The organism is Microbacterium sp. 22179 (assembly GCF_052045715.1).
Classification (GTDB): domain Bacteria; phylum Actinomycetota; class Actinomycetes; order Actinomycetales; family Microbacteriaceae; genus Microbacterium; species Microbacterium galbinum.
In genome coordinates this window covers 111,384-132,217 of record NZ_JBQEPJ010000005.1, presented here as the reverse complement: position 1 = coordinate 132,217, position 20,834 = coordinate 111,384, and the positions used below count along the sequence as shown (strand labels likewise).

Annotated in this window: 15 protein-coding genes; all 15 read left to right on the top strand. The window is 71.1% G+C overall.

Annotated elements, in window-relative coordinates:
* Positions 1–29 precede the first annotated feature (29 nt).
* Positions 30–1,001: an AAA family ATPase gene (locus ACTJKK_RS12470; protein ID WP_247623542.1), complete on the top strand. Its 972-nt coding sequence runs from the start codon at positions 30–32 to the stop codon at positions 999–1,001.
* Positions 1,001–2,263, top strand: a complete 1,263-nt coding sequence (locus ACTJKK_RS12465) for a DUF58 domain-containing protein (protein ID WP_440748225.1) — start codon at positions 1,001–1,003, stop codon at positions 2,261–2,263. The genes ACTJKK_RS12470 and ACTJKK_RS12465 overlap by 1 nt, the downstream gene beginning before the upstream one ends.
* Positions 2,260–4,686, top strand: coding sequence for a transglutaminase family protein (locus ACTJKK_RS12460; RefSeq protein ID WP_440748224.1), 2,427 nt, complete (start codon positions 2,260–2,262; stop codon positions 4,684–4,686). The genes ACTJKK_RS12465 and ACTJKK_RS12460 overlap by 4 nt, the downstream gene beginning before the upstream one ends.
* The gene (locus ACTJKK_RS12455; RefSeq protein ID WP_440748223.1) at positions 4,683–6,068 is read left to right on the top strand and encodes an RDD family protein; all 1,386 of its coding nucleotides are present in this window, start codon (positions 4,683–4,685) and stop codon (positions 6,066–6,068) included. Before ACTJKK_RS12460 ends, ACTJKK_RS12455 begins: the two co-directional genes overlap by 4 nt.
* Positions 6,065–6,880, top strand: coding sequence for a PP2C family protein-serine/threonine phosphatase (locus tag ACTJKK_RS12450; protein ID WP_247623538.1), 816 nt, complete (start codon positions 6,065–6,067; stop codon positions 6,878–6,880). Before ACTJKK_RS12455 ends, ACTJKK_RS12450 begins: the two co-directional genes overlap by 4 nt.
* The gene (locus tag ACTJKK_RS12445) at positions 6,880–8,292 is read left to right on the top strand and encodes an FHA domain-containing protein (RefSeq protein WP_440748222.1); all 1,413 of its coding nucleotides are present in this window, start codon (positions 6,880–6,882) and stop codon (positions 8,290–8,292) included. The genes ACTJKK_RS12450 and ACTJKK_RS12445 overlap by 1 nt, the downstream gene beginning before the upstream one ends.
* Positions 8,289–9,920: a protein kinase domain-containing protein gene (locus ACTJKK_RS12440; RefSeq protein ID WP_440748221.1), complete on the top strand. Its 1,632-nt coding sequence runs from the start codon at positions 8,289–8,291 to the stop codon at positions 9,918–9,920. The genes ACTJKK_RS12445 and ACTJKK_RS12440 overlap by 4 nt, the downstream gene beginning before the upstream one ends.
* Entirely contained in the window at positions 9,917–10,642 is a 726-nt protein-coding gene (locus ACTJKK_RS12435; RefSeq protein WP_372491565.1) for a hypothetical protein, read from the top strand. The genes ACTJKK_RS12440 and ACTJKK_RS12435 overlap by 4 nt, the downstream gene beginning before the upstream one ends.
* On the top strand, positions 10,639–12,099 hold the full coding sequence (locus ACTJKK_RS12430) for an RDD family protein (RefSeq protein ID WP_440748220.1): 1,461 nt from the start codon (positions 10,639–10,641) through the stop codon (positions 12,097–12,099). Before ACTJKK_RS12435 ends, ACTJKK_RS12430 begins: the two co-directional genes overlap by 4 nt.
* Positions 12,100–12,163: 64 nt before the next feature.
* Positions 12,164–16,675 (top strand): FtsK/SpoIIIE domain-containing protein, encoded by a 4,512-nt coding sequence (locus ACTJKK_RS12425; RefSeq protein ID WP_440748219.1) that lies wholly within the window; start codon positions 12,164–12,166, stop codon positions 16,673–16,675.
* Positions 16,676–16,838: 163 nt separating this feature from the next.
* Positions 16,839–17,732 carry a hypothetical protein gene (locus tag ACTJKK_RS12420; protein ID WP_440748218.1) on the top strand — a complete coding sequence of 298 codons (894 nt, stop codon included), beginning with the start codon at positions 16,839–16,841 and terminating at the stop codon, positions 17,730–17,732.
* 82 nt (positions 17,733–17,814) lie between these two features.
* Positions 17,815–18,162, top strand: coding sequence for a hypothetical protein (locus tag ACTJKK_RS12415; protein ID WP_247623530.1), 348 nt, complete (start codon positions 17,815–17,817; stop codon positions 18,160–18,162).
* A 17-nt stretch (positions 18,163–18,179) separates the two neighbouring features.
* Positions 18,180–19,481, top strand: a complete 1,302-nt coding sequence (locus tag ACTJKK_RS12410; protein WP_440748217.1) for a hypothetical protein — start codon at positions 18,180–18,182, stop codon at positions 19,479–19,481.
* Positions 19,478–20,071 (top strand): hypothetical protein, encoded by a 594-nt coding sequence (locus tag ACTJKK_RS12405; protein WP_440748216.1) that lies wholly within the window; start codon positions 19,478–19,480, stop codon positions 20,069–20,071. The genes ACTJKK_RS12410 and ACTJKK_RS12405 overlap by 4 nt, the downstream gene beginning before the upstream one ends.
* A gap of 37 nt (positions 20,072–20,108) precedes the next feature.
* Positions 20,109–20,780 carry a hypothetical protein gene (locus ACTJKK_RS12400; RefSeq protein WP_440748215.1) on the top strand — a complete coding sequence of 224 codons (672 nt, stop codon included), beginning with the start codon at positions 20,109–20,111 and terminating at the stop codon, positions 20,778–20,780.
* The last annotated feature ends 54 nt before the right edge of the window (positions 20,781–20,834 follow it).

Sequence of the window (20,834 nt, the reverse complement as noted above, 5' to 3'; positions counted from 1 at the left end):
ACCCCACGAGAACAGGGAACGACACACTCATGACCATGACTCCCGAGCAGGCCACCTGGTTCCAGGGCACCTTCCACCGTCTCGTCGAGAACGTCGACAAGGCGGTGCAGGGCAAGCAGGAGATCGTGGGCCTGGTGATCTCCGCGATGCTCGCCGAGGGGCACGTGCTGCTCGAGGATGCACCGGGGACGGGCAAGACGAGCCTCGCGAAGGCTCTCGCCGCCACCGTCCAGGGCACCAGCGCGCGCATCCAGTTCACCCCCGACCTGCTGCCGTCCGACGTGACGGGCGTCACGATCTACGACCAGCAGCAGCACCGGTTCGAGTTCCACAAGGGGCCGATCTTCGCGTCGATCGTGCTCGCCGACGAGATCAACCGCGCCTCGCCGAAGACGCAGTCCGCACTCCTCGAGGTCATGGAGGAGTCGCGCGTCACCGTCGACGGTGTCACGCACGAGACCGGGCGCCCGTTCCTCGTCATCGCGACGCAGAACCCCATCGAGCAGGCCGGAACCTACAAGCTCCCCGAGGCCCAGCTCGACCGCTTCCTCATCAAGACGTCGATCGGCTATCCCGACCTCGCCGTCACCGAGAGCATCCTGGCCGGGGCATCCGACCGCAACCCCTCCGCCGGCCTCGGCGCGATCATCACCACCAGCGCGGTCGCCGACATGGCCGACCTCGCCGCGACCGTGCACGTCGAGCCCGCCGTGCTGCGGTACACCGCCGAGCTCGCCGAGGCGACCCGCACCGACTCGGCGACCCGCCTCGGAGTCTCGGTGCGCGGGGCGATCGCGATGATCCGCATCGCGAAGGTCTGGGCCGCCGCCCACGGTCGCCACTTCGTGCTGCCCGACGACATCAAGGTCCTCGCCCGCCCCGTCTGGCAGCACCGCATGCTGCTCGACGCCGAGGCCGAATTTGCCGGGACGTCGAGTGAGACCGTGATCGCCCGGGTTCTCGACTCCGTGGCGGCCCCGCAGGCGCGAACGGCGGCCTGATGACCACGGAGGCCCTGCAGAGCACGCACCCCACGATCGACCGCGACGCCGGCTGGCGCGACATCGCGGCGGTCGTCGGTGTGCGGATGCTCGCGCGCCTCCGTCTCATCGCGCAGGCGGTGCGCCCGCTCGCGTGGGTGCTCATGGGCCTGGCGGTCGGATTCTGGATCCTCGGGCAGGTCGCCGGGTGGGAGGAGTTCACGATCACCGCCCTCGTCATCGCGATCGTCGTGGCGCTGTGCGCTCTGTTCCTCATCGGCCGCACGGCCTACGACGTCTCACTCGACCTCGCCCGCACCCGGGTCGTGGTGGGAGAGCGGGCGATCGGCGCCCTGAAGCTCGCCAACCTCGGAACGCGCGCCATCCTGCCCTCGCGCGTGGTGCTGCCGGTGGGATCGGGACGAGGAGAGTTCGGCATCCAGCGCCTCGCCCCGGGAGCCGAGGCCGAGGAGCTCTTCGCGATCCCGACGCAGAAGCGCGGCGTCGTGAAGGTCGGTCCGGTGAGCGTCGTGCGCGGCGATCCGCTCGGCCTCTTCGAGCGCGCCCGCCGCAGTGACGACCCCGTCGATCTGTTCGTGCACCCGCGCACGATCCTCTTCGACGGTCAGTCGCTCGGCTTCCTGCGCGACCTTGAGGGGATGCCGGCGTCCGACCTGTCGCGCGACGACGTCTCGTTCCACGCCCTCCTCGAGTACCAGCCCGGCGACGACCTGCGTCACGTGCACTGGAAGTCGACCGCCCGCACCGGCACCATGATGGTGCGGCAGTACGAGGAGACCCGTCGTTCGCACTTCGTGATCGGCCTCTCGCGCTCGACCGGCGACTACGCCCGTGACGAGGACTTCGAGCTCGCGATCTCGGCCGCCGGATCGATCGGCCTGCGCGCGCTGCGCGATTCGCAGCGCGTCGACATGCGGGTGCAGGGCAGGGAGCTGCCGTCGAGCACCGGCAAGCAGTTGCTCGACTCGCTCTCGGCCGTCGAGAACTCCAAGCCCCGCGAGGGCGGCATCGCCGAGCTCGCCGGCGTGCTCGCCGCGAGCATGCCGCTCGCCAGCATCGTCGTACTGGTGTGCGGGTCGAAGGTGCGCACCGAAGATCTGCGGCTCGCGTGCGCGCGCCTGCCCTTCGGCGCGCGCGTGCTCGCGATCGTCACCGACTCCACGCTCTCCTCACCCGAGCTGCGGCGCATCGGCGACGCCGACGTCGTCACGATCGGCGCGCTCGAGCAGATCCCCCTCGCCCTGCAGAAGGTGCTCGCATGACCGCGTCCGCGATCCCGGCCGCGCCGACCGCCCTTCCGCTGCGCCGCTGGATCCTCGATCTCGGCGCCACCGCCCTGCTCGTCGGCGCCATACTCCTCGGCTTCTGGCCCACCTTCGCCGGCGGGTCGTTCCTGCCCGCGGCGATCGGCGGACTCCTCCTCGGCCTGGCGGTCGCCGGCGTCTCGGCCTGGCGTCGCTGGGGCATCCTGATCATCACCGGTCTCACGATCGCCGTGTACTTCGTCTTCGGCGGAGCGCTCGCGTTGCCCGGCACGACCATCGCCGGTTTCGTGCCCACCCTCGAGACGCTCCAGAAGCTCGCGCTCGGCGTGGTGACGTCGTGGAAGCAGATGCTCACGACCGTCGCCCCGGTCTCGGCCGCCGACGGCCACCTGCTCGTGCCGTTCCTGCTGGCCCTCGTGGCGTCGACCGTCACGGCCTCGCTCGCTCTTCGGCTGTCGAACGTGGCCTGGGCGCTGATCCCTGCGGGCACGCTGCTCGTGCTGGTGATCGCGCTCGGCACTCCCGAGGCGGCGTTCCCGCTCGTGCAGGGACTCGTGTTCGCGGTCGTGGCCATCGCCTGGATGGCACTGCGTCAGCTGTGGGCCCCGCAGAACTCGGCCGTCTCGGTGAGCGAGGTCGACCCCTCGCGTGCCGCCCACATGCGCCTGCGCCGGTTGCTGGCCGGAGCGGCCGTGCTCGCGATCGCCGCGGGAGCGGGCATCGCCTCGTCGGCCATCGCCGCTCCCGCCGAGACCCGCCACGTGTTCCGCGACGTGATCATCCCGCCGTTCGACATCCGCGACTACCCGAGCCCGCTGCAGGCGTTCCGCAAGAACGTGCGCGACGAGAAGGTCAAGACGCTCTTCACCGTGCGGGGCCTGCCCGAGAAGGCGCGCATCCGCATCGCGGTCATGGACCAGTTCGACGGCATGGTCTACAACGTCACCGATGGGGGACCGGGGTCGTCGAGCGCGTTCACTCCGCTGCGCTCCGACATGTCGCCCGAGGCCGAGGGGATCCCGGTCACGCTGCAGGTCGAGATCGCCGAGTACGGCGGCGTGTGGGTTCCGGATGCCGGTGCGGTCTCCGAGATCGAGTACACGGGCGACCGTGCCGAAGAGCTGCGCCGCGGCACGTTCTACAACACCGAGACCGGCACCGCGGTGGCGACGCCCCGGCTCACGGCGGGCGACACCTACACGGTCGACACCGTCATCCCGAACGAGATCGACGACGACCGGCTCGCCGAGGTCGAGTTCGGCAACGTCACCCAGCCCAAGCAGAGCAACGTGCCCGAGGAGCTCACCTCGCTCGCGGCCGAGACGGTCGCGGATGCCGAGTCCCCGATCGAGCAGGTGCGGGCGCTCGAGACGATGCTGGCCGACGGCGGGTTCTTCAGCCACGGCCTGGAGGGCGAGGTCATCTCGCGCGCCGGCCACACGGCCGAGCGCATCTCGACCCTCGTGGGCGGCGACCAGATGATCGGCGACGACGAGCAGTACGCCGTCGCGATGGCGCTGCTCGCCCGCGAGGTCGGCATCCCCGCACGCGTCGTGATGGGGTACTACCCCGACGAGGAAGACGCGAAGGCCGCCGAGTTCGCCGCCACCGGCGACGACGTGCACGCCTGGGTCGAGGTGAACTTCGAGGGCGTGGGCTGGCTGCCGTTCAACCCGACTCCTCCCGAGGACCAGGTGCCGAACGACCAGAACACCAAGCCGCGCGTCGATCCGAAGCCGCAGGTGCTGCAGCCGCCGCCCCCGCCGCAGGAGCCGGTCGATCTGCCCCCGACGCTGCCCGATGACCGCAAGTCCGAGGACGAGACGCTCAACATCCTCGGCATCCTGGGCGCGATCCTCGCGATCGGCGGCATCACGCTCGCGATCCTCGCCATCCTCGCCTCGCCCTTCATCGTGATCGGCGCGTGGAAGGCGGCCAAGCGCCGTGCGCGTCGCACCGCCGCGCGCACCTCCGACCGCATCAGCGGCGGCTGGGACGAGCTCACCGATCGTGCGACCGACTACGGCGCGCGGATCGCTCCGGGAGGCACGCGCGTCGAGGACGCCGCGACCGTCGTCGCCACGCTCGATGTGCCGAAGGCGGCCGCGCTGGCGCAGCGGGCGGATGCCGAGATCTTCGGCCCGACCGATCCGACGCCCGCCGATGTCGAGGCGTTCTGGAGCGAGGTCGACGACATCGTCGGCGGCCTGGGCAAGGAGGCCGGCTTCTGGCGGCGCTGGAAGGCGCGAGCGAATCTGCGCTCGCTCCTCGGCGGAACGGCTCTCTCGCACGGCTTCCAGAACCTGAAGGATGCTGCGGCAGCCCGCATCGCCGACTCCGCGGACGCGCGCGCACGCCGCGAACCTGGCACCATCGAGAACAACGACCGCACCACCGCCCCCGAGAGCGAGAACCCATGACCCAGCTCCCCTTCGGTCAGATCGCCCCGATCTCCCGACGCGCGGTCGCGTACCTCATCGACGCGTTGATCGCCGGCGGTCTGGCCATCGTGCTCAGCGTGGTGCTCGGCATCGCCACAGCGCTCTCGGGTGGGCTCGAGGCGTCGTTGCTCACGGTGACCATCGGCGGGCCGCTCGTCGGTCTCGTGCTGCTGGGCTGGTTCGTGGTCTACACGAACATGCAGGCCGGTGCGGGCTCCATCGGCATGCGCGCACAGGGCCTGCGCCTCGTGTCGGAGACCGACGGGTCGTCGATCGGCTTCGGCCGCGCCCTGCTGCGTAACATCATCTTCGGTCTCGCCGCCGGCATCGTCGTGGGGTACTTCACGCCGCTGTTCGACGGATCGGGTCGCTTCCAGGGATGGCACGACAAGGTCGGCCGCTCGCTCGTGCTCGATGCCCGCGCCGAGGGCGGGATCGTGCCGATCGCGGCGCCGGCGACCACGGCGATGCCGACCGTCGACGGTGCGTCGCCGACGTCCCCCGCGCCGACCGCTCCGTCGCAGCCGCCCGCGATCCCGGGTCTGCCCCACCCCGGATCGTACGGGGCGCCGCATGCCCCGGCTCCGCACGCATCGTCCCCGCACGCTGCGGCCTCGCCCTACGCACCGCCGGCCGCTCCCGGTCAGGCGCCCGCTGCTCCCCCCGCCGCCGCGGGGGTTCCGCAGCCTCCGCCCGCTCCCGTCGAGGCCTACGCGCCGTCGGCGCCCGTGTTCTCGGCCCCGGCGACGCCGGTGGCACCGGCCGCGCCGATCGGCGAGGGCGGCGACCTGATCGCCTTCGTCCCCGGCGTGACGCAGGATGCTCCGCCCCGCCCGCCGCAGCCCCAGGCCTCGGCCCCCGCCGAGCCCGAGCCCGTCGCCCCGGCATCCGCGCCGACGCCGACCGCGCCCCCGGCGCCGGTCGCCGCACCGGCGCCTGCCGCGCCCGCCCCGGCGGCCCCGGCCGCGCCGGCTGCGCCCGCCCCGGCACCGCTCGTCGACGACCCCGACGTCGAGTCGACCCGCATCAGCATCCCCGGGCACCGTCTCGTCTTCACGTGGGACGACGGCACCCGCGTCTCGGTCTCGCGGCGCACGGTCTTCGGCCGCAACCCCTCCCCGGAGGAGGGCGCGGCGACGGTCGCGGTGCGCGACGAGACGCTCTCGCTGTCGAAGACGCACTTCGAGGCCGCCGCCGAGACCTCGGGCGGATGGGTGCTCGATCGCCACTCGACCAACGGCACCACGATCGTGCGAGAGGGGCAGCGCATCGCCTGCCCGCCCGGTCAGCGCGTGCCGATCCGGCTCGGTGACGCGATCGAGATCGGTGACCGCATCGTCACGGTCGGGGGCTACGCATGAGGCCCGGACTGGTCGTCTCGTCGGGCGCGGCGACGCACGCGGGTCTGCGCCGACCGCTCAACGAGGACGCCTACCTCGCCACCTCGCCCGTGTTCGTCGTCGCCGACGGCATGGGCGGGCATGAGGCGGGGGAGCGTGCGAGCGCGGCCGTCATCGCCGAGTTCGCCTTCTCGATCGGGCGCGCGGCGCTCGAACTCGACGACGTGCGCCGGGCGCTGGCCACGGCCCGCGAGCGTGTCGAGGAGCTGTCGACCTCGGGCAACGGCCGTGCGGGGACGACGCTCAGCGGCGTCGTGATCGCCGATGTCGACGGTATGGGCTACTGGCTCGCGGTGAACATCGGAGACTCGCGCACCTACCGCTTCGCCGACCGCGAGCTCGAGCAGATCACCGTCGACCACTCGGTCGTGCAGGAACTCATCGAGGCGGGCGAGCTCACGCCGCTCGACGCGCTCACCGATCGTCGGCGCAACATCATCACCCGGGCGATCGGCGCCTCCAGCACCGGCGACGCGGACTACTGGATGTTCCCGGCCGAGCTGGGCGATCGGATGCTGGTGTGCTCCGACGGCCTCACCTCGGAGGTGTCGGACGAGCGCATCCGCGACATCCTTGGCACGACGCCCGACCCGCAGCGGGCTGCCGACGCGCTCATCGAGGCGGCCGTGGCCGCCGGCGGGCGCGACAACATCACCGTCGTCATCGCCGACGCCGTCTCGGTCGCCTCGCGCCCGGGCACACTGCTCGCCACCGACGACGACATCGACATGAACACGCGTCCGCGTGAAGCCGCAGCAGGAGGGGGTCGCTGATGCAGACCATCTATCGCCCGGGCCAGTGGAATCTCATCGTGATCCCCGGCGCGCTCGTCGCACTGCCGCCGGACGCCCCGACCGAGGTCGTGTCGACCCTCTGGGAGCGGCTCCCCGCGCACAAGACGCTGGCGACGGTGGTCGATGTGCTCACGACGCAGGCGGGCGGATCGTTCACCGCGCTGCCGCCGTTCGTCGCAGCGGTCGCCGAGGGCGCCGATGTGCGCATCGCGCTGCGCGGCGGGGTCGCCGCCCGAGTGACCGCGGCCGACGGTGCGCACGAACTCTCCGGCGCCGAGGTGACGACGTGGAGCGAGCGCTTCATCGGCGGAGCCACGCGCATCGAGATCACCGTCGAGACCGTCGAGGGCGACGCGGGGCTGCCGGTGCATACCGGAATCGTGCGCGCGGCCGCGGTGAGCGCCGATCTCGAATCCGACGACGCCGCTCCGCTGACGGGTGCGCTCGGGCCGGCGCCGGTCGTCGTCGCCACGCACGACGGCGCCTCGGCCACGGCGCTCGCCGCCGCCCCGGTGCCGCTCGCCCTGTTCGGAGGCGCAGCGTTCGGAGCGGATGCCGCCGTCAGCGCCCCGCTCGTCGGTGCCGTCCCGGTGTCCCCGGTCGTGTCGCCCCCGGTCGTGACGCCACCGCCCGTGCCCTCGGCCGTGACGCCTCCGGCCGCGCCTCCCGTGCCTGATGCTCCCGTGCCGGATGCTCCCGTGGCTGATGCTCCCGTGGCTGAGCCTCCGGTCGCGCCGGTGACCGAGGAGATCCCCGAGCAGTCCTCCGACTCGGCTCCTCTGCCCGTCATCGAGGACGCCACCCTGGTGCCCACCGAAGACACGATCACCCCCGACGACGACGACATCTTCGACCAGCTCTTCGGGGCGACGGTGCACACCGCACCGGCACCGGCCGATGCCCCGCCGGTGCCGCCGCTCCCCGCCCAGGGCGACCACGACGGTGCGACGATCTCGGCCGCCGAGCTGCGCGCCCTGCGGCAGCAGCCCGCCTCGGCCGACGAGACGCCGACCGCCGTGCTGCCCGTCGCGGGAGCATCCGACGGCCCGACCATCGGTCGCCTGCGGGTGTCGAGCGGACAGGTCGTCGAACTCGACCGCACCGTGATCATCGGGCGTCGTCCGCGCTCCACACGGGCCAGCGGGGCGAGCCTCCCGCACCTGATCGCGGTCGAGAGCCCGCAGCAGGACATCTCCCGCAGCCACCTCGAGGTGCGTCCCGAGGGCGACACCGTGGTCGTGATCGACCTGCACACCACGAACGGGTCGACGCTGCTGCGTCCGGGCGCCGACCCCGTGCGCCTGCACCCGGGGGAGCAGACGCTCGTGCTCACCGGCGATGTGGTGGACCTCGGCGACGGGATCACCGTCGCCTTCGAGGACCTGCCGTGAATCGTCGCCCGTCACCGCCGCCCGTCCTTCCCGGCTTCACCTACGTGGAGCCGCTGGGCACGGGCGGCTTCGCCGACGTCTTCCTCTACGAGCAGGAGATGCCGCGCCGCCGGGTCGCCGTGAAGGTGCTGCTCGCCGACCGCATCTCGAGCGGGTCCGCCCAGGAGTTCGCCGACGAGGCCAACGTCATGGCGATGCTCTCGACGCACCCCGCGATCGTCACGATCTACCAGGCCGGTGTCGCGGGCGACGGCCGCCCGTACCTCGTCATGGAGTACTGCCCGCGCCCGAACCTGCAGCTGCGCGCCCGCAAGGAGCCGTTCTCGGTCGCCGAGGCGCTGCGCGTCGGCGTGCAGGTCGCCGGCGCCGTCGAGACGGCGCATCGCGCCGGGGTGCTGCACCGCGACATCAAGCCCGCGAACATCCTCGTCACCGAGTACAACCGCCCGGCCCTCACCGACTTCGGCATCGCGTCGACCACCGGTGCGACGACCGAGGCTTCCGGCATGTCGATCCCGTGGTCGCCGCCCGAGTCGTTCGCCGAGCCGCCCACGAGCGGCCCGCGCACCGACGTCTGGGCGCTCGGAGCGACGCTGTTCACGCTGCTCGCCGGGCGCTCGCCGTTCGAGCGACCGGGTGAGCGCAACTCCAGCGCCGACCTCATCGAGCGCATCGAGCGCGCGGCCCTGCCGCACCTCGGCCGACCCGACTCCCCGGAGAGCCTCCAGCGGCTGCTCGAGCGGGCCATGGCGAAGAACCCCGACGACCGGTTCCCGAGCGCGGTCGCGTTCGCGCGGGCATTGCAGAAGGTCCAGATCGAGCTGTCGCACTCGGTCACCCCGATCGACATCGTCGACGAGCATCCCTCCGCCGAAGAGCTCGAAGACGACGACGACGGTCTGACCCGGGTGCGCGAGGTCGTCAGCATCGACCCCGACATGGCCACGTCGACGCGGCCCTCGGCCACGACGCAGCGCCACACCCCGCCGCGCACGCCGGAGGTGCCGCGCTTCGACGCACCGGTCGCGCCCTCGGCGTTCGAGCAGACCCAGCTGCGTCCCTCGGCCGTGCCGGTGCCCCCGCCCGTCCCCGACGACGAGCACACGCTGCTCCGCGCGCCGCAGGTGGTCGCGCCCGAGACCCCGGCGTTCGTCCCGGCTCCGCCGACACCCGGTTCCCCGGTGGCTCCCGCACCCGCGGCGACGGGTGCCCGGCGCTCGCGCACGGGTCTCTGGATCGGTCTCGCCGCCGCAGCGGTGGTGCTCGTGATCGGCGGAATCGTCGGACTCAATCTGCTCGTCGCGGGCCTCGAGCCCGAACCCGCCCCTCAGGCATCCGAGGACGCGCAGCCGCAGGACGTCGTGCCGGACGTGGTGCCCACGCTCGCCGCGCCGACCGGCACACGGGAGGGCTCGACCGTCACGTTCACCTGGACGAACCCCTCTCCGCAGGAGGGCGACAGCTACCTCTGGCACCAGGTGCGCCTCGACGATGTCGGCGAGCAGAAGCAGACCGCGGAGACGACGGTGCAGGTCGAGAGCCCGGCGGGCGATATCGTGTGCATCGAAGTGATGCTTCGGCGCGAGGACGGAAGAGCCTCGGAGCCGGTACGGGGGTGCGTGGAGTGAGCGGTACGACCGGAGTGACCGTCGAGTTCGCCGGGGAGTACTTCCCCATCGAGCGCGGGGGACGATTCATCGTGGGCAGGGAGGGAGATCTCGAGCTCGACGACAATCTCTTCCTGCACCGGCATTTCCTCGAGATCACGGATGCCGACGGGCTGTGGTGGTTGTCGAACGTCGGCACGCGGCTGACGGCGACCGTGACCGATTCGGCCGGCGGGGTGCAGGCCTGGCTCGCGCCTGGTGCCCGACTGCCGCTGGTGTTCGAGAAGACCACGGTGGTCTTCAGTGCGGGGCCGACGACCTACGAGCTCACCCTGCACGCCGCCGAGCCCGCGTTCCGCGCGACCCGGCGCGACCACGACGACGGCGGTGCGTCGACCATCGGGGACGTGCCCCTGACCCTCAGCCAGAAGCTGCTGATCCTCGCGCTCGCCGAGCCGCAGCTGCGCCGCGACGGCACGGGCATGAGCGACATCCCCACGTCGGTGAAGGCCGCCGAGCGCCTGGGCTGGACCGTCACCCGCTTCAACCGCAAGCTCGACAACGTGTGCGACAAGTTCGACCGCGTGGGCGTGCCCGGTATGCGCGGAGGGCAGCGCAGCTTCGCCACCAACCGCCGTGCCCGCCTCGTCGAGCACGTGATCGCCTCGCGCCTCGTCAGTCGCGAGGACCTCCCGCTGCTCGACATCTCGCACGCCGACGAGGTCGAAGGGGAGCAGGAGTGATCTGGGAGATCGACGACGGCGCGTCCGTCGTCGAGGGCCTCGACGCGCACGGACGCCCGGATCCCGCCTACGCCGCCTCGCTCGGGCTGCTGCCCGCGCGCAAGGGATCGCGCGTGCTCGCCTCGCTCCTCGAGGCGGCCGTCGCCGTGCTCCTCGCCCTGCCCGCCCTCATCGTGCTGCCTCCGATCCTCGCCGACATCGCCTCCGGCGGGTTCGACGTCGATGCGTTCTTCGCCCGGGGCGACCTGGTCTGGGTGATCGTCGCGCTGGCCGTCTCGCAGGTGCTGACCCTGGCCTACGTGATCGTGCAACTGGTGATGCACGGGCGAAAGGGTGTGACGCTGGGCAAGGCGGTGTGCGGCATCCGCTCGGTGAACGTGCGCACCCTCGAACGCCCGAAGTTCTGGCGCGGAGCGGTCGTGCGCTACCTCGTCGCCTCCGCCTCGCTCATCGTGCCCGTGATCGGCCCGGTGCTCGTGATCGCCCTGTCGCCGCTCTTCGACATCGAACGTCGCGGACGCGGGTGGCTCGACCTCGCCGCCGGCACCTGGTTCGTCGACGTGCGCCGGGGCCTCAACCCCTACGACCAGAAGCGCATGCGCATCGCCCGCAAGAGCGTCAAGATCTCGGAGCACGAGGAGAAGGCGCCGCTGCCCTCGCTCGCCACCCCGGTCGACCGTGACGCCCCCGCCGAGTACGTGCCGAGCGCGCGTCTCTCCGGCGGGGTCATCGGCGCGCATCGGTCGCAGACGCCGCAGCCGGAGAAGACGGATGCCGCCGCTCCGGGCTCGATGGTCGCGGCGGTGCCGCCGTCGCTCGCGACCGGCGCCCCTCCCGCGTTCCCGGTCGCCCCGGCCGCAGCTCCCGCTCCGGCCGTGCCCTCGCCGGCCCCGCCGGCCTCGGTGCCGGCCGGGCCCGTCGTGCCCCCGCCTCAGGCGCCGGCGGCCCCCGCTCCGGGACCCGCCGTCGCGCAGCCCGCACCCCCGGCGCAGGCCGAACCCGGCCCCGCGGTCGCGGCCCCGGCGGCGCCCGCTCCGGCAGCGCCTGCTCCGGCGGCGCCCGCTCCGGCAGCGCCTTCTCCGGCAGCGCCCGCTCCGGCATCCGCTCTTCGGGCCGACGTCGGCGAAGGGATCCGCGCCGTGCTCGTGCTCGACTCGGGCGCGCGCGTCGAGGTGCGCGGAACCACGCTGTTCGGCCGCGCGCCCGCCGCCGCGGCGGGCGAGGGGGAGGCGCAGCTGATCCCCGTTCCCGATGAGACCCGGTCGGTCTCGAAGACCCATGTGGCCGTGATGCCCGCGCGCCGCGGTGTGTTCGTGGTCGACCGTGCGTCGACGAACGGGAGCGCGATCATCCGCGACGGAGCCGAGACGCCGCTCGTCGCCGGGCACCCCGCCGAGCTGCGCACGGGCGACACCGTGCGCTTCGGCGACCGCACGATGCGGGTGGAATACGCATGACCGGGGCCGAGTGCCCCACCGCCGGAAGACGTGAGACGCGCCCCGGGCGCGGTGAGGATCGACGATGAGAGTCAAGCTGACCCTGCGCCGCCCGGCGGCGCCCCTGACCGACATCGTCGTGATGGCCGACTCGACCGCGACCGTGGCCGACGTCGCGCGCCAGATCGCATCGACCGATCCGACACGCAGCATCCCGGCCTCGCCGGCCGACGTGCTCACCCTCTCCGTCGCCCCGCCGACCAGCGAGCAGCTCACCATGCTCACCCCCGACCTCCTCGTCGGTGATGCCCCGATCGGTTCCGGCTTCCTCGCCGAGGTCGTCAATCTCGGCCCGAACCGGGCGTCGGTCGGCACCGCCGGGGCGCGCCCCGCCGCCGTGCTCACGGTGGTCGCCGGCCCCGCGCAGGGCCAGGAGTTCGCCCTGCCCCTCGGACACTTCCTCATCGGTCGCGACGCCGCGAACGACGTGACGATCGCTGATCCGCTGGTCTCGAAGCGCCACGCGCGCATCGAGGTCGCGACGACCTTCGTCGAGATCGTCGACCTGAACTCCGCCAACGGCATCCTCGTCGACGGCGGCCTCGTGCAGCGCCTGCGCGTGATCCCCGGCCAGCGCTTCACCCTCGGCGACTGCGAGTTCGTCGTGCACCTCGTGAGCGACTTCGACGGCTCGGCCGCCGGCGACCCCGTGCTCGAGCGCGGGGGCGCGCTGCTCTTCAACCGCAGCCCGCGGGTCGAGGCGCGATTCACCGGCGAGGAGCTCGACGAGCCCCGCTACCCCCGCGACCAGGTGCAGCGGCTCTTCCCGTGGCCCATGCTCGTCGCGCCGATCCTGTTGGGAGCCGCTATCTACGCGATGAGCGGGAACCCGCGGTCGCTGCTGATCGTCTTCATGTCGCCGCTGATGATGTTCGGAAACTTCATCTCCCAGAAGACGAACCTCGGTCAGCGCCTGCGCAAGGAGGTCGAGAAGTTCGAGGAGAACTTCGAACGCCTCGAGGAGAAGCTCTACCTCGCCCAGCCGCGAGAGCGCGAGGTGCGCCAGATGGAGGTGCCCGCCGTCGCGGTCGTGTTCGACGAGGCGATGCGACTCGGCCCGCTGCTGTGGACCCGTCGACCCGAGCACTGGAACTTCCTGGCCGTGCGGTTGGGGAGCTGTACCGACGAATCGCGTACGCGCATCAAACGCGCCGACATCCCCGAAGCGCTGCCCGAGTACATCGAGCGTGTCGACCGCCTCGAGGAGCGGTACAAGATGATCGACGACGTGCCGATCCTCGAGTCGCTGCAGAGCTCGGGATCGATCGGCGTCGCCGGCCCCACCTCGCTCGCCAGCGACGCGCTGCGGGGACTCGCGGTGCAGCTGTTCGGGATGCATTCGCCCAACGAGCTCGTGGCCGTCGCCCTCACCGAGCCCGGGTGGGCGAACGAACTCGACTGGCTCAAGTGGCTCCCGCACACCTCCAGCGAGCGCAACCCGTTCAAGGACGTCGCGCTGGCCGACTCGGCCTCGACGGGCACGGCCCTGCTCAACGGCCTCGAGGAGATCGTGCTCCGCCGCTCGCGCGAGGCGAAGTCGCAGCGCCCGCCCTACGGTGACGACTGGGACCCGATGTACTACGGCACCGACGTCAAGCGCGCCGCCGAAGAAGCGACGTTCCCCGGCCAGACCGCGATCCTGGTGATCGTCACGAACGACGCGCCGGTCGACCGCGCACGCCTCACGCAGATCCTCGAGCGGGGAGCGGATGTCGGCGTCTACGGCCTCTTCGTGGCCCCGGTCGTCGAGTCGCTGCCGGCGGCGTGCCGCTCGTTCGTCGACGTCAGCGCCGGCCTCGAGCACGCGCGCGTCGGCACGGTGCGCAACGGTGTCGCCTACGAGGACGTGCGCGTCGAGGGCGTCTCGCACGCGTACATGACGATGTTCGCCAAGCGTCTCGCTCCGGTCGTCGACTCGAGCACCGTGATCGAGGACTCCTCCGACATCCCGAACTCGGTGATGTTCCTGTCGCTCGTCGGCAGCGAGCTGGCCTCCGACCCGAACGCCGTGATCGACCGCTGGCGTCAGAACAACACCATCCTCGACCGTTCGGGTGCTCCGCAGTCGCGCCTGAAGAAGGCGGGCAACCTGCGCGCCATCATCGGGCAGTCGCAGACGGATGCCATGACCCTCGACCTGCGCACGCAGGGGCCGCACGCCCTCGTCGGTGGAACCACCGGCGCCGGCAAGAGCGAGTTCCTGCAGGCCTGGGTGCTCGGCATGGCGGCGGCGCACAGCCCCGACCGGGTGACGTTCCTCTTCGTCGACTACAAGGGCGGTTCGGCGTTCGCCGACTGCGTCGATCTGCCGCACTGCGTGGGCCTGGTCACCGACCTGAGCCCGCACCTCGTGCGACGGGCGCTCACCAGCCTGCGCGCCGAGCTGCACCACCGCGAGCATCTCTTCAACCGCAAGAAGGCGAAGGACCTCCTCGAACTCGAGAAGCGCCGCGACCCCGAGACCCCGCCCGCCCTCGTGCTCGTGATCGACGAGTTCGCGGCGCTCGCCGGAGAGGTGCCCGAGTTCGTCGACGGCGTCGTCGACATCGCGCAGCGCGGTCGCTCCCTCGGCATCCACCTGATCATGGCGACCCAGCGGCCCGCGGGTGTCATCAAGGACAACCTGCGCGCCAACACCAACCTGCGCGTCGCCCTGCGCATGGCCGACGAGTCGGATTCGAAGGACGTCGTCGACGACCCGGTGGCGGCGTCGTTCCCGCCGTCGCTCCCCGGTCGCGGCATCGCGAAGACCGGCCCCGGTCGTCTCGTGCCGTTCCAGTCGGCGTACGCCGGTGGGTGGACGACCGACGAGGTGCAGCAGGCAGAGGTCAAGGTGGCCGAGCTGCGGTTCGGATCCATCCAGACGTGGGAGGCCGACCAGGCGCCCGAGTCCGACTCGCACGACGAGGACCTCGGCCCGAACGACCAGAAGCGCATCGTCTCGTCGCTCGTCGCGGCATCCTCGATCGCCGGCATCCCGGCCCCGCGCCGCCCGTGGCTCGACGACCTCGAGCGCGCGGTCGACATCCGCGACCTGCCGGTGCTCGGTGACGGGCAGATCCTGCTCGGAAAGATGGACGTGCCCTCCCGGCAGATGCAGGAGCCGGCGTACTTCGTGCCCGACAAGGACGGTTCGCTCCTCGTCTACGGCACGAGCGGCTCGGGCAAGTCGACCGTGCTGCGCACCGTCGCGATCGCGGCCGGGTTCCACGCCGGGCACTCCGACGTCGAGGTCTACGGCCTCGACTTCGGGTCCGGTGCGTTGAAGAGCCTCGAGGTCCTCCCGCACGTCGGATCGATCATCGGCGGCGACGATGCCGAGCGCGTGCAGCGCATCCTGCGCTCGCTCGCGCGGGTGCTCGACGATCGCGGCAAGCGCTTCAGCGCCGCGAACGCCTCGAGCCTCACCGAGTACCGCGAGATCACCGGGTCGCGCGAGCCGCGCATCCTGCTGCTCATCGACGGATTCCCGCAGTTCCGTAGCGAGTGGGAATCGACCACCGCGCGGATGCCGTTCTACCAGACCTTCATGCGCATCCTCGGCGAGGGGCGCCCGCTCGGCGTGCACGTGATCGCGAGCGCCGACCGCTCGGGTTCCGTGCCGACGGCGGTCAGCGCGAACGTGTCGCGCCGCGTGGTGCTGCGTCTCTCCGACGACTCCGGCTACGCGATGCTCAACGCCCCGAAGGATGTGCTCGACGAGACGTCCGCCCCGGGTCGTGCGATCGTCGACGGCCTCGAGACGCAGATCGCGACGCTCGGCGGCACCCCCAACGTGGCCGAGCAGACCAAGCTGCTCGAGCAGCTCGCGGCCCAGCTGCGCGGAGCCGGGGTGCGCGAGGTCGAGGAGATCGGCGCGCTGCCCACCCGCCTCTCGGTGCGCGATCTGCCCGATCGCCTGGGCGAGTTCCCGGTGCTGGGTGTGGCGGAGGACACGCTCGCCGCACGCGACTTCGATCCTGTCGGCACGTTCGTCGTGGCCGGTCCGCCGCAGTCGGGCAAGACCACGGCGCTCAAGGGGCTCATCACGTCGATGCGGCGGCTCGACCCGACGGTCAAGCTGTTCCACTTCGGCGGACGGCGGGCGCAGCTCAAGGGATACGCCGAGTGGACGCGCAGCGCCACCACGCCCGAAGAGGCGAAGGAGCTCGCGAAGGAACTCGTCGAGCTCGTCGCCGACGAGACGCTCGGAATGCGCATCCTCATCGTCGTGGAGGACGTGCCGCAGTTCGCCGACTCGCCCGCCGAGCGCGACATGAAGGCGCTGTTCCAGGCGATCAACCGTAGCGACCACCTGATGATCGGCGATGCCGACGTGACCCAGGTCACCAGCGGGTTCGGGTTCATCGGCGACTTCAAGGCCGGCCGCAAGGGCATCATCCTCAAGCCCGACTCGTTCGACGGCGACGCGGTGTTCAAGGTGCCGTTCCCCAAGGTCAAGCGCACCGACTTCCCCGAGGGTCGTGGCATCTTCGTGCAGGCCGGCCGCCAGGTCACGGTGCAGATGCCGCTCGTCGAGGGCGACCGGGTCGGGTGAGCTCCCGTCTGCGGCGGCATCCGGTTGGGAGAAAACCCGGAGCGGATGCCGCCGCCGCGGCGCGCCGCGCGGTGAGAGGCCGTGACACGCCGCCGGCGCAGCATCCGGTCTCCGTTTTCTCGCGTGGCCGAGCGCGGAGGCGCGCACGGCTTACGCTTTTCGCATGGGTGTGTTCGATGCGGTGGTGGAGTTCGAGCGGGGCGTGCTTGAGCGTGACGAGGCGTTGAAGGCTGTCTGGGAGCGTTTCGCGGTGTCGGGTGAGGCGCGGTTGGGGGTGTTGCGGGAGCGTGTGGGGTTTCCGTCGTGGCCGGGGGTGACGTCGGCGTCGGCGTTGAAGGCGGCGTCGGTGGAGGCGGAGGTGTTCGCGGTGCTGGCGGAGTATGCGCGGGAGGCTCGTGGGTTGGTGCGTGCGGGCGATGCGGAGCGGTGGGAGGCGCTGGTACGCGAGGCGCAGCGTCGGAGCGGTGAGGGTTTTCTGGGTGAGTTGCACGAGAGCGTCGTGGGTGCCGCGTCGTTACGGGAGCGGTTCGGATGGGCGCCCGCACGGCGCACACAGCGCGGGGGGATCCCGTGCGACTGCGGGTACGCGACGGACGGGACACGTCCATCGCGTCTCTGCGACGAGTGCGAGGATGCACTGCTGCGGCGGTGGGTCGCGGAGGAGCGGCGGATCCTCAGGGGGATGCCCGGTTACGCCCAGGAGATCGCGGCGGTGATCGCCGACACGGAGGCGAAGCAGCGCAGGATCCTGGAGAAAGGGAGCGACGAATACAGCGAGACGTTCGGTCAGCGGAAGGCCGGGGGAAGGCGTCTCGGCCGACTGCGCCGGGCGCATCGGAAGGAACTCGACGCTCAGGACCTCCGCCGATGGACGCGGCTCGGCGAGATGGTGGAGCATTCCTCCACCACCAGCATCCGCACCACCGCGGCGAAGACGCGCGGTCGGGGCCTCGGCGCCGCCGGCATCACGGAGCTGGGGATTCTGGCCGATCGCGAGAGCATCCGGGCGCTGACGAAGAAGGCCGAGAACGGCACCGCGCGCCGTGCCGCGCGGTGATCCGCAACATGGGGAGTGCTCCCCATCGTGTGAGACATCGCCGCCCACTAATGTCGTATCGTCCAGGAACTGAGGAGGGGCGATGAGCGGCCAGAGCATGATCGTGCCGATCGAGTATCTGCAGACCACGAGCGAGCAGCTCACGGCGATCGTCAGCGAGTTCGAGTCGGCGTCGGGGCGCCAGGACGACGTGGAGGCCGCCGTCGCACGGCCCTACGGCGACGGTCGACTCCAGGACCGCTGCCACGACTTCGAGGGCAGCTGGAACGACAGCCGCGACAAGCTGCTGACGAAGCTCAAAGAAGTCGCCCAGCGAGTGCAGGGGACGGTCGACGAGGTCACCAGTCTCGACTCCGAGATGGCGACGTCGATGGAGCAGTCGGGCAGCAGCGCGGGCGGATCCGGCGGTCACGCGCCGGTGGCGTACTGACACGGAGGGGCGGGAAGATGCAGACGCACAGCGGACGCGAGGTCGAGGTGGTCGCGGGGGATGCTGCGGCGATCTCCACGCGAGGGTCGCAGATCACCGAGCTCGGCGAGAGCATGGTCGAGGCGGCGAGCACGCTCGAAGGCATCAAGGACGGCACGATCGTCGGGCGCGGATATGCGATGGACAAAATCAAGGAGGTCATCGACGACGTCCACAAAGACCTCGACGAGGCCGGTCGGCGCTACACGCCGGCGGGGTCGACCCTCTCCGCCTACGCGACGGCGCTCGCTCAGGTGCAGTCGCGCATGCAGACGGTGGTCGCGGATTGCGAGTCCAGCCTCACGGCCCTGCAGACGGCGCAGTCGAACGCGGCGGATGCATCGGCCGCGCTGAGCACCCACAACACGAACACGCGTCTGAACCCGCCGGAGGAGGATGCCGCGGCGGCCAACACCGCTGCGGGGCAGGAGCTCGCTTCTGCGGCATCCGGAGCCCAAAGCGCTCTGAGCACGGCATCGAGCGATCACGATGACAACCTCGCCGCTTTCGACGCCGAGTACGACACCTGGCACGAGGCGTACGAGACGGCCGTGTCGGGCCTCACGGATGCCAACGACATCGGCAAGGACTCCACCTGGGAGGACATCGCGGGAGTCCTCGCGGTCGTCGCCGAATGGGTCAGCTGGGTCGGTCTCGCGATTGCGGTGCTCGGCCTCATCATCGGCGGCCCCTTCTTCGCGATCGCCGCCCTGGTCGTCGGCGTCATCGCGCTCGCCCTCACCGTCGCGCTCATGTTCGACGGCCGCAAGGGGTGGGGGGATCTCGCGTGGGCCATCGTCGGAGTTCTCCCGATCGGCAAACTCGGTCAGGGATTGGGCAAGTTCTTCAAGGCGATCCCGAAGCAGCTCACCGGGCCGCTCGGGCAGATTCGCAATATCCACAACATCTCCGCACTGCCGAAGAACGGCTGGCGCGCGGCGAGCAAGCTCAACTTCGCAAACTTCGTCGAGAACGTCTCGCGCACCCGGCTGACGGGGCCGTTCACGCTCGCAGGACTCGGACAGCGATTCCTCGGCGGAGCGAATCGGTCTTTCACCGTCGCGTTCCAGGAGGCCGCTGCGGTCGGTACCGGTTATGGGAACAGGCTCTACACGCAGCTGCCGCAGGCGCTGCAGCAGCTGGCCAAGTCCGATGCTCCCACGCTGTTCGAGCAGGCATGGAACGTCTACAAGTGGGCGGACAAGGGCGTAGCCATGACCAACGGTCGACCGTCCGGTGGCCTCTCGCCCGCTGGCCTGCTGAACGGGATCACCCGATGACGCCGCTTCCCGTCGAGACGGCGACCGATGCGCGATGGGACTTCGCCTACGACGACGAGTGGTTCCTCCCGCTGCCGACCGCCCGCGATCTCGCGGGCGACGGCGGAGAGGAAGCGTGGGTCGACGCGGCAGTCGAGCTCTACGCGACACGTTCGTCTCTCACCGACGGCGATCTGGATGCGATCCGCCTCACGGCGCAAGGCCTCGTCGGGCTCGCGGGCAACGCAGCGACCCAGCTGTGGTTCATCCCCCGCGGGGTGTACAGCGACGTCCTCGTCGAGATCACGGTGGCGGATGCCGAGGCGCTCGATGAGCGCGCTGTGCTGGAAGAGATCGCGACGCTGCCCGACTCCACGGCATCCGAGCTGATCCAACTCGAGACCGACGCGCACGGCAACGGATTCCTGCTGCGCCGCACCTCCGGCGTCGTCGTCGACGGCGCCGCGCGCCCGATCGCCAACTGGACGGTCATGCTCCGTGCGGGAGAATGGGTCATCATGATCGAGGCGATGGGCTCGACCCTCGAGTCCTTCGCCCTCATGGAGGAGCACATCCTCCGCGTGATCGACGGCATCACCCTGCCGGCGTGACCGCCGCCCCGAACAGACCAGCGCGAGGAGCCCTTCGGTGAACGAGATCAACGACCTCGGCGTCGAGATGCAGTTCGGCGTTCCCCCGTTTCGCCTCGTGCTTCCTCCGGGTTGGGTGCGGCACGTGCCCACCAATGCGGCGCAGCAGGAGGACGTGCGCAAGGCGAGTGCGATCTTCATGCAGGCCGGGCGTCCCGACCTCGATGCCGAGTTCCGCACCATGATGGCGCAGGTCAACCAAGTCATGCGCAACACCAAGGTGTTCGCCGTCTACCGGCAGCAGGACGTGCCGATGGAGGAACTGCTCCCCCTGTCGATCACGGCCTCGCTGCTCACGGCCGCCCACGGCGAGAACCTCGACGGCTGGGTGACCGAGGCCTTCCGCCTGCGGGGCGCCGTCTTCCTCGACGACCACGTCAAGCACATCGTGCGCTGGGTGACCGAGGCGAAGCGCCCACCCGGGGCGTCGTCGATCGACGGCGTCGGCGGACGCACGATCACCTACGTCGTTCCGGTTCCCGGCACGCAGCGCCGGAAGGCGCTCGTGTTCACGTCGACGATCGTCATCCCGGACGGCGACGTGCTGCCCGCCGAGGTGCTCGATGAGCTGGCGCTGCTGAGCGATTCGATCGTCTCGACCTTCGCCTGGGAGAGGGTCGCGGAGGAGGACGCCGTACCCGCGGTCTCGCCCGCTGAAGCCGCCGGTTGAGGGCGTGGCGGACCACCGATGCGTCGCCCGAGCGAACCGATGCTCTGGATCGCC

Excerpts from the sequence above, each read along its gene's own strand:
- ACTJKK_RS12405 (WP_440748216.1), top strand. The coding sequence starts at position 19,478 with ATGACGCCGCTTCCCGTCGAGACGGCGACCGATGCGCGATGGGACTTC.
- ACTJKK_RS12415 (WP_247623530.1), top strand. The coding sequence starts at position 17,815 with ATGAGCGGCCAGAGCATGATCGTGCCGATCGAGTATCTGCAGACCACG.
- ACTJKK_RS12410 (WP_440748217.1), top strand. The coding sequence starts at position 18,180 with ATGCAGACGCACAGCGGACGCGAGGTCGAGGTGGTCGCGGGGGATGCT.
- ACTJKK_RS12420 (WP_440748218.1), top strand. The coding sequence starts at position 16,839 with ATGGGTGTGTTCGATGCGGTGGTGGAGTTCGAGCGGGGCGTGCTTGAG.
- ACTJKK_RS12450 (WP_247623538.1), top strand. The coding sequence starts at position 6,065 with ATGAGGCCCGGACTGGTCGTCTCGTCGGGCGCGGCGACGCACGCGGGT.
- ACTJKK_RS12455 (WP_440748223.1), top strand. The coding sequence starts at position 4,683 with ATGACCCAGCTCCCCTTCGGTCAGATCGCCCCGATCTCCCGACGCGCG.
- ACTJKK_RS12465 (WP_440748225.1), top strand. The coding sequence starts at position 1,001 with ATGACCACGGAGGCCCTGCAGAGCACGCACCCCACGATCGACCGCGAC.
- ACTJKK_RS12460 (WP_440748224.1), top strand. The coding sequence starts at position 2,260 with ATGACCGCGTCCGCGATCCCGGCCGCGCCGACCGCCCTTCCGCTGCGC.
- ACTJKK_RS12445 (WP_440748222.1), top strand. The coding sequence starts at position 6,880 with ATGCAGACCATCTATCGCCCGGGCCAGTGGAATCTCATCGTGATCCCC.
- ACTJKK_RS12470 (WP_247623542.1), top strand. The coding sequence starts at position 30 with ATGACCATGACTCCCGAGCAGGCCACCTGGTTCCAGGGCACCTTCCAC.
- ACTJKK_RS12425 (WP_440748219.1), top strand. The coding sequence starts at position 12,164 with ATGAGAGTCAAGCTGACCCTGCGCCGCCCGGCGGCGCCCCTGACCGAC.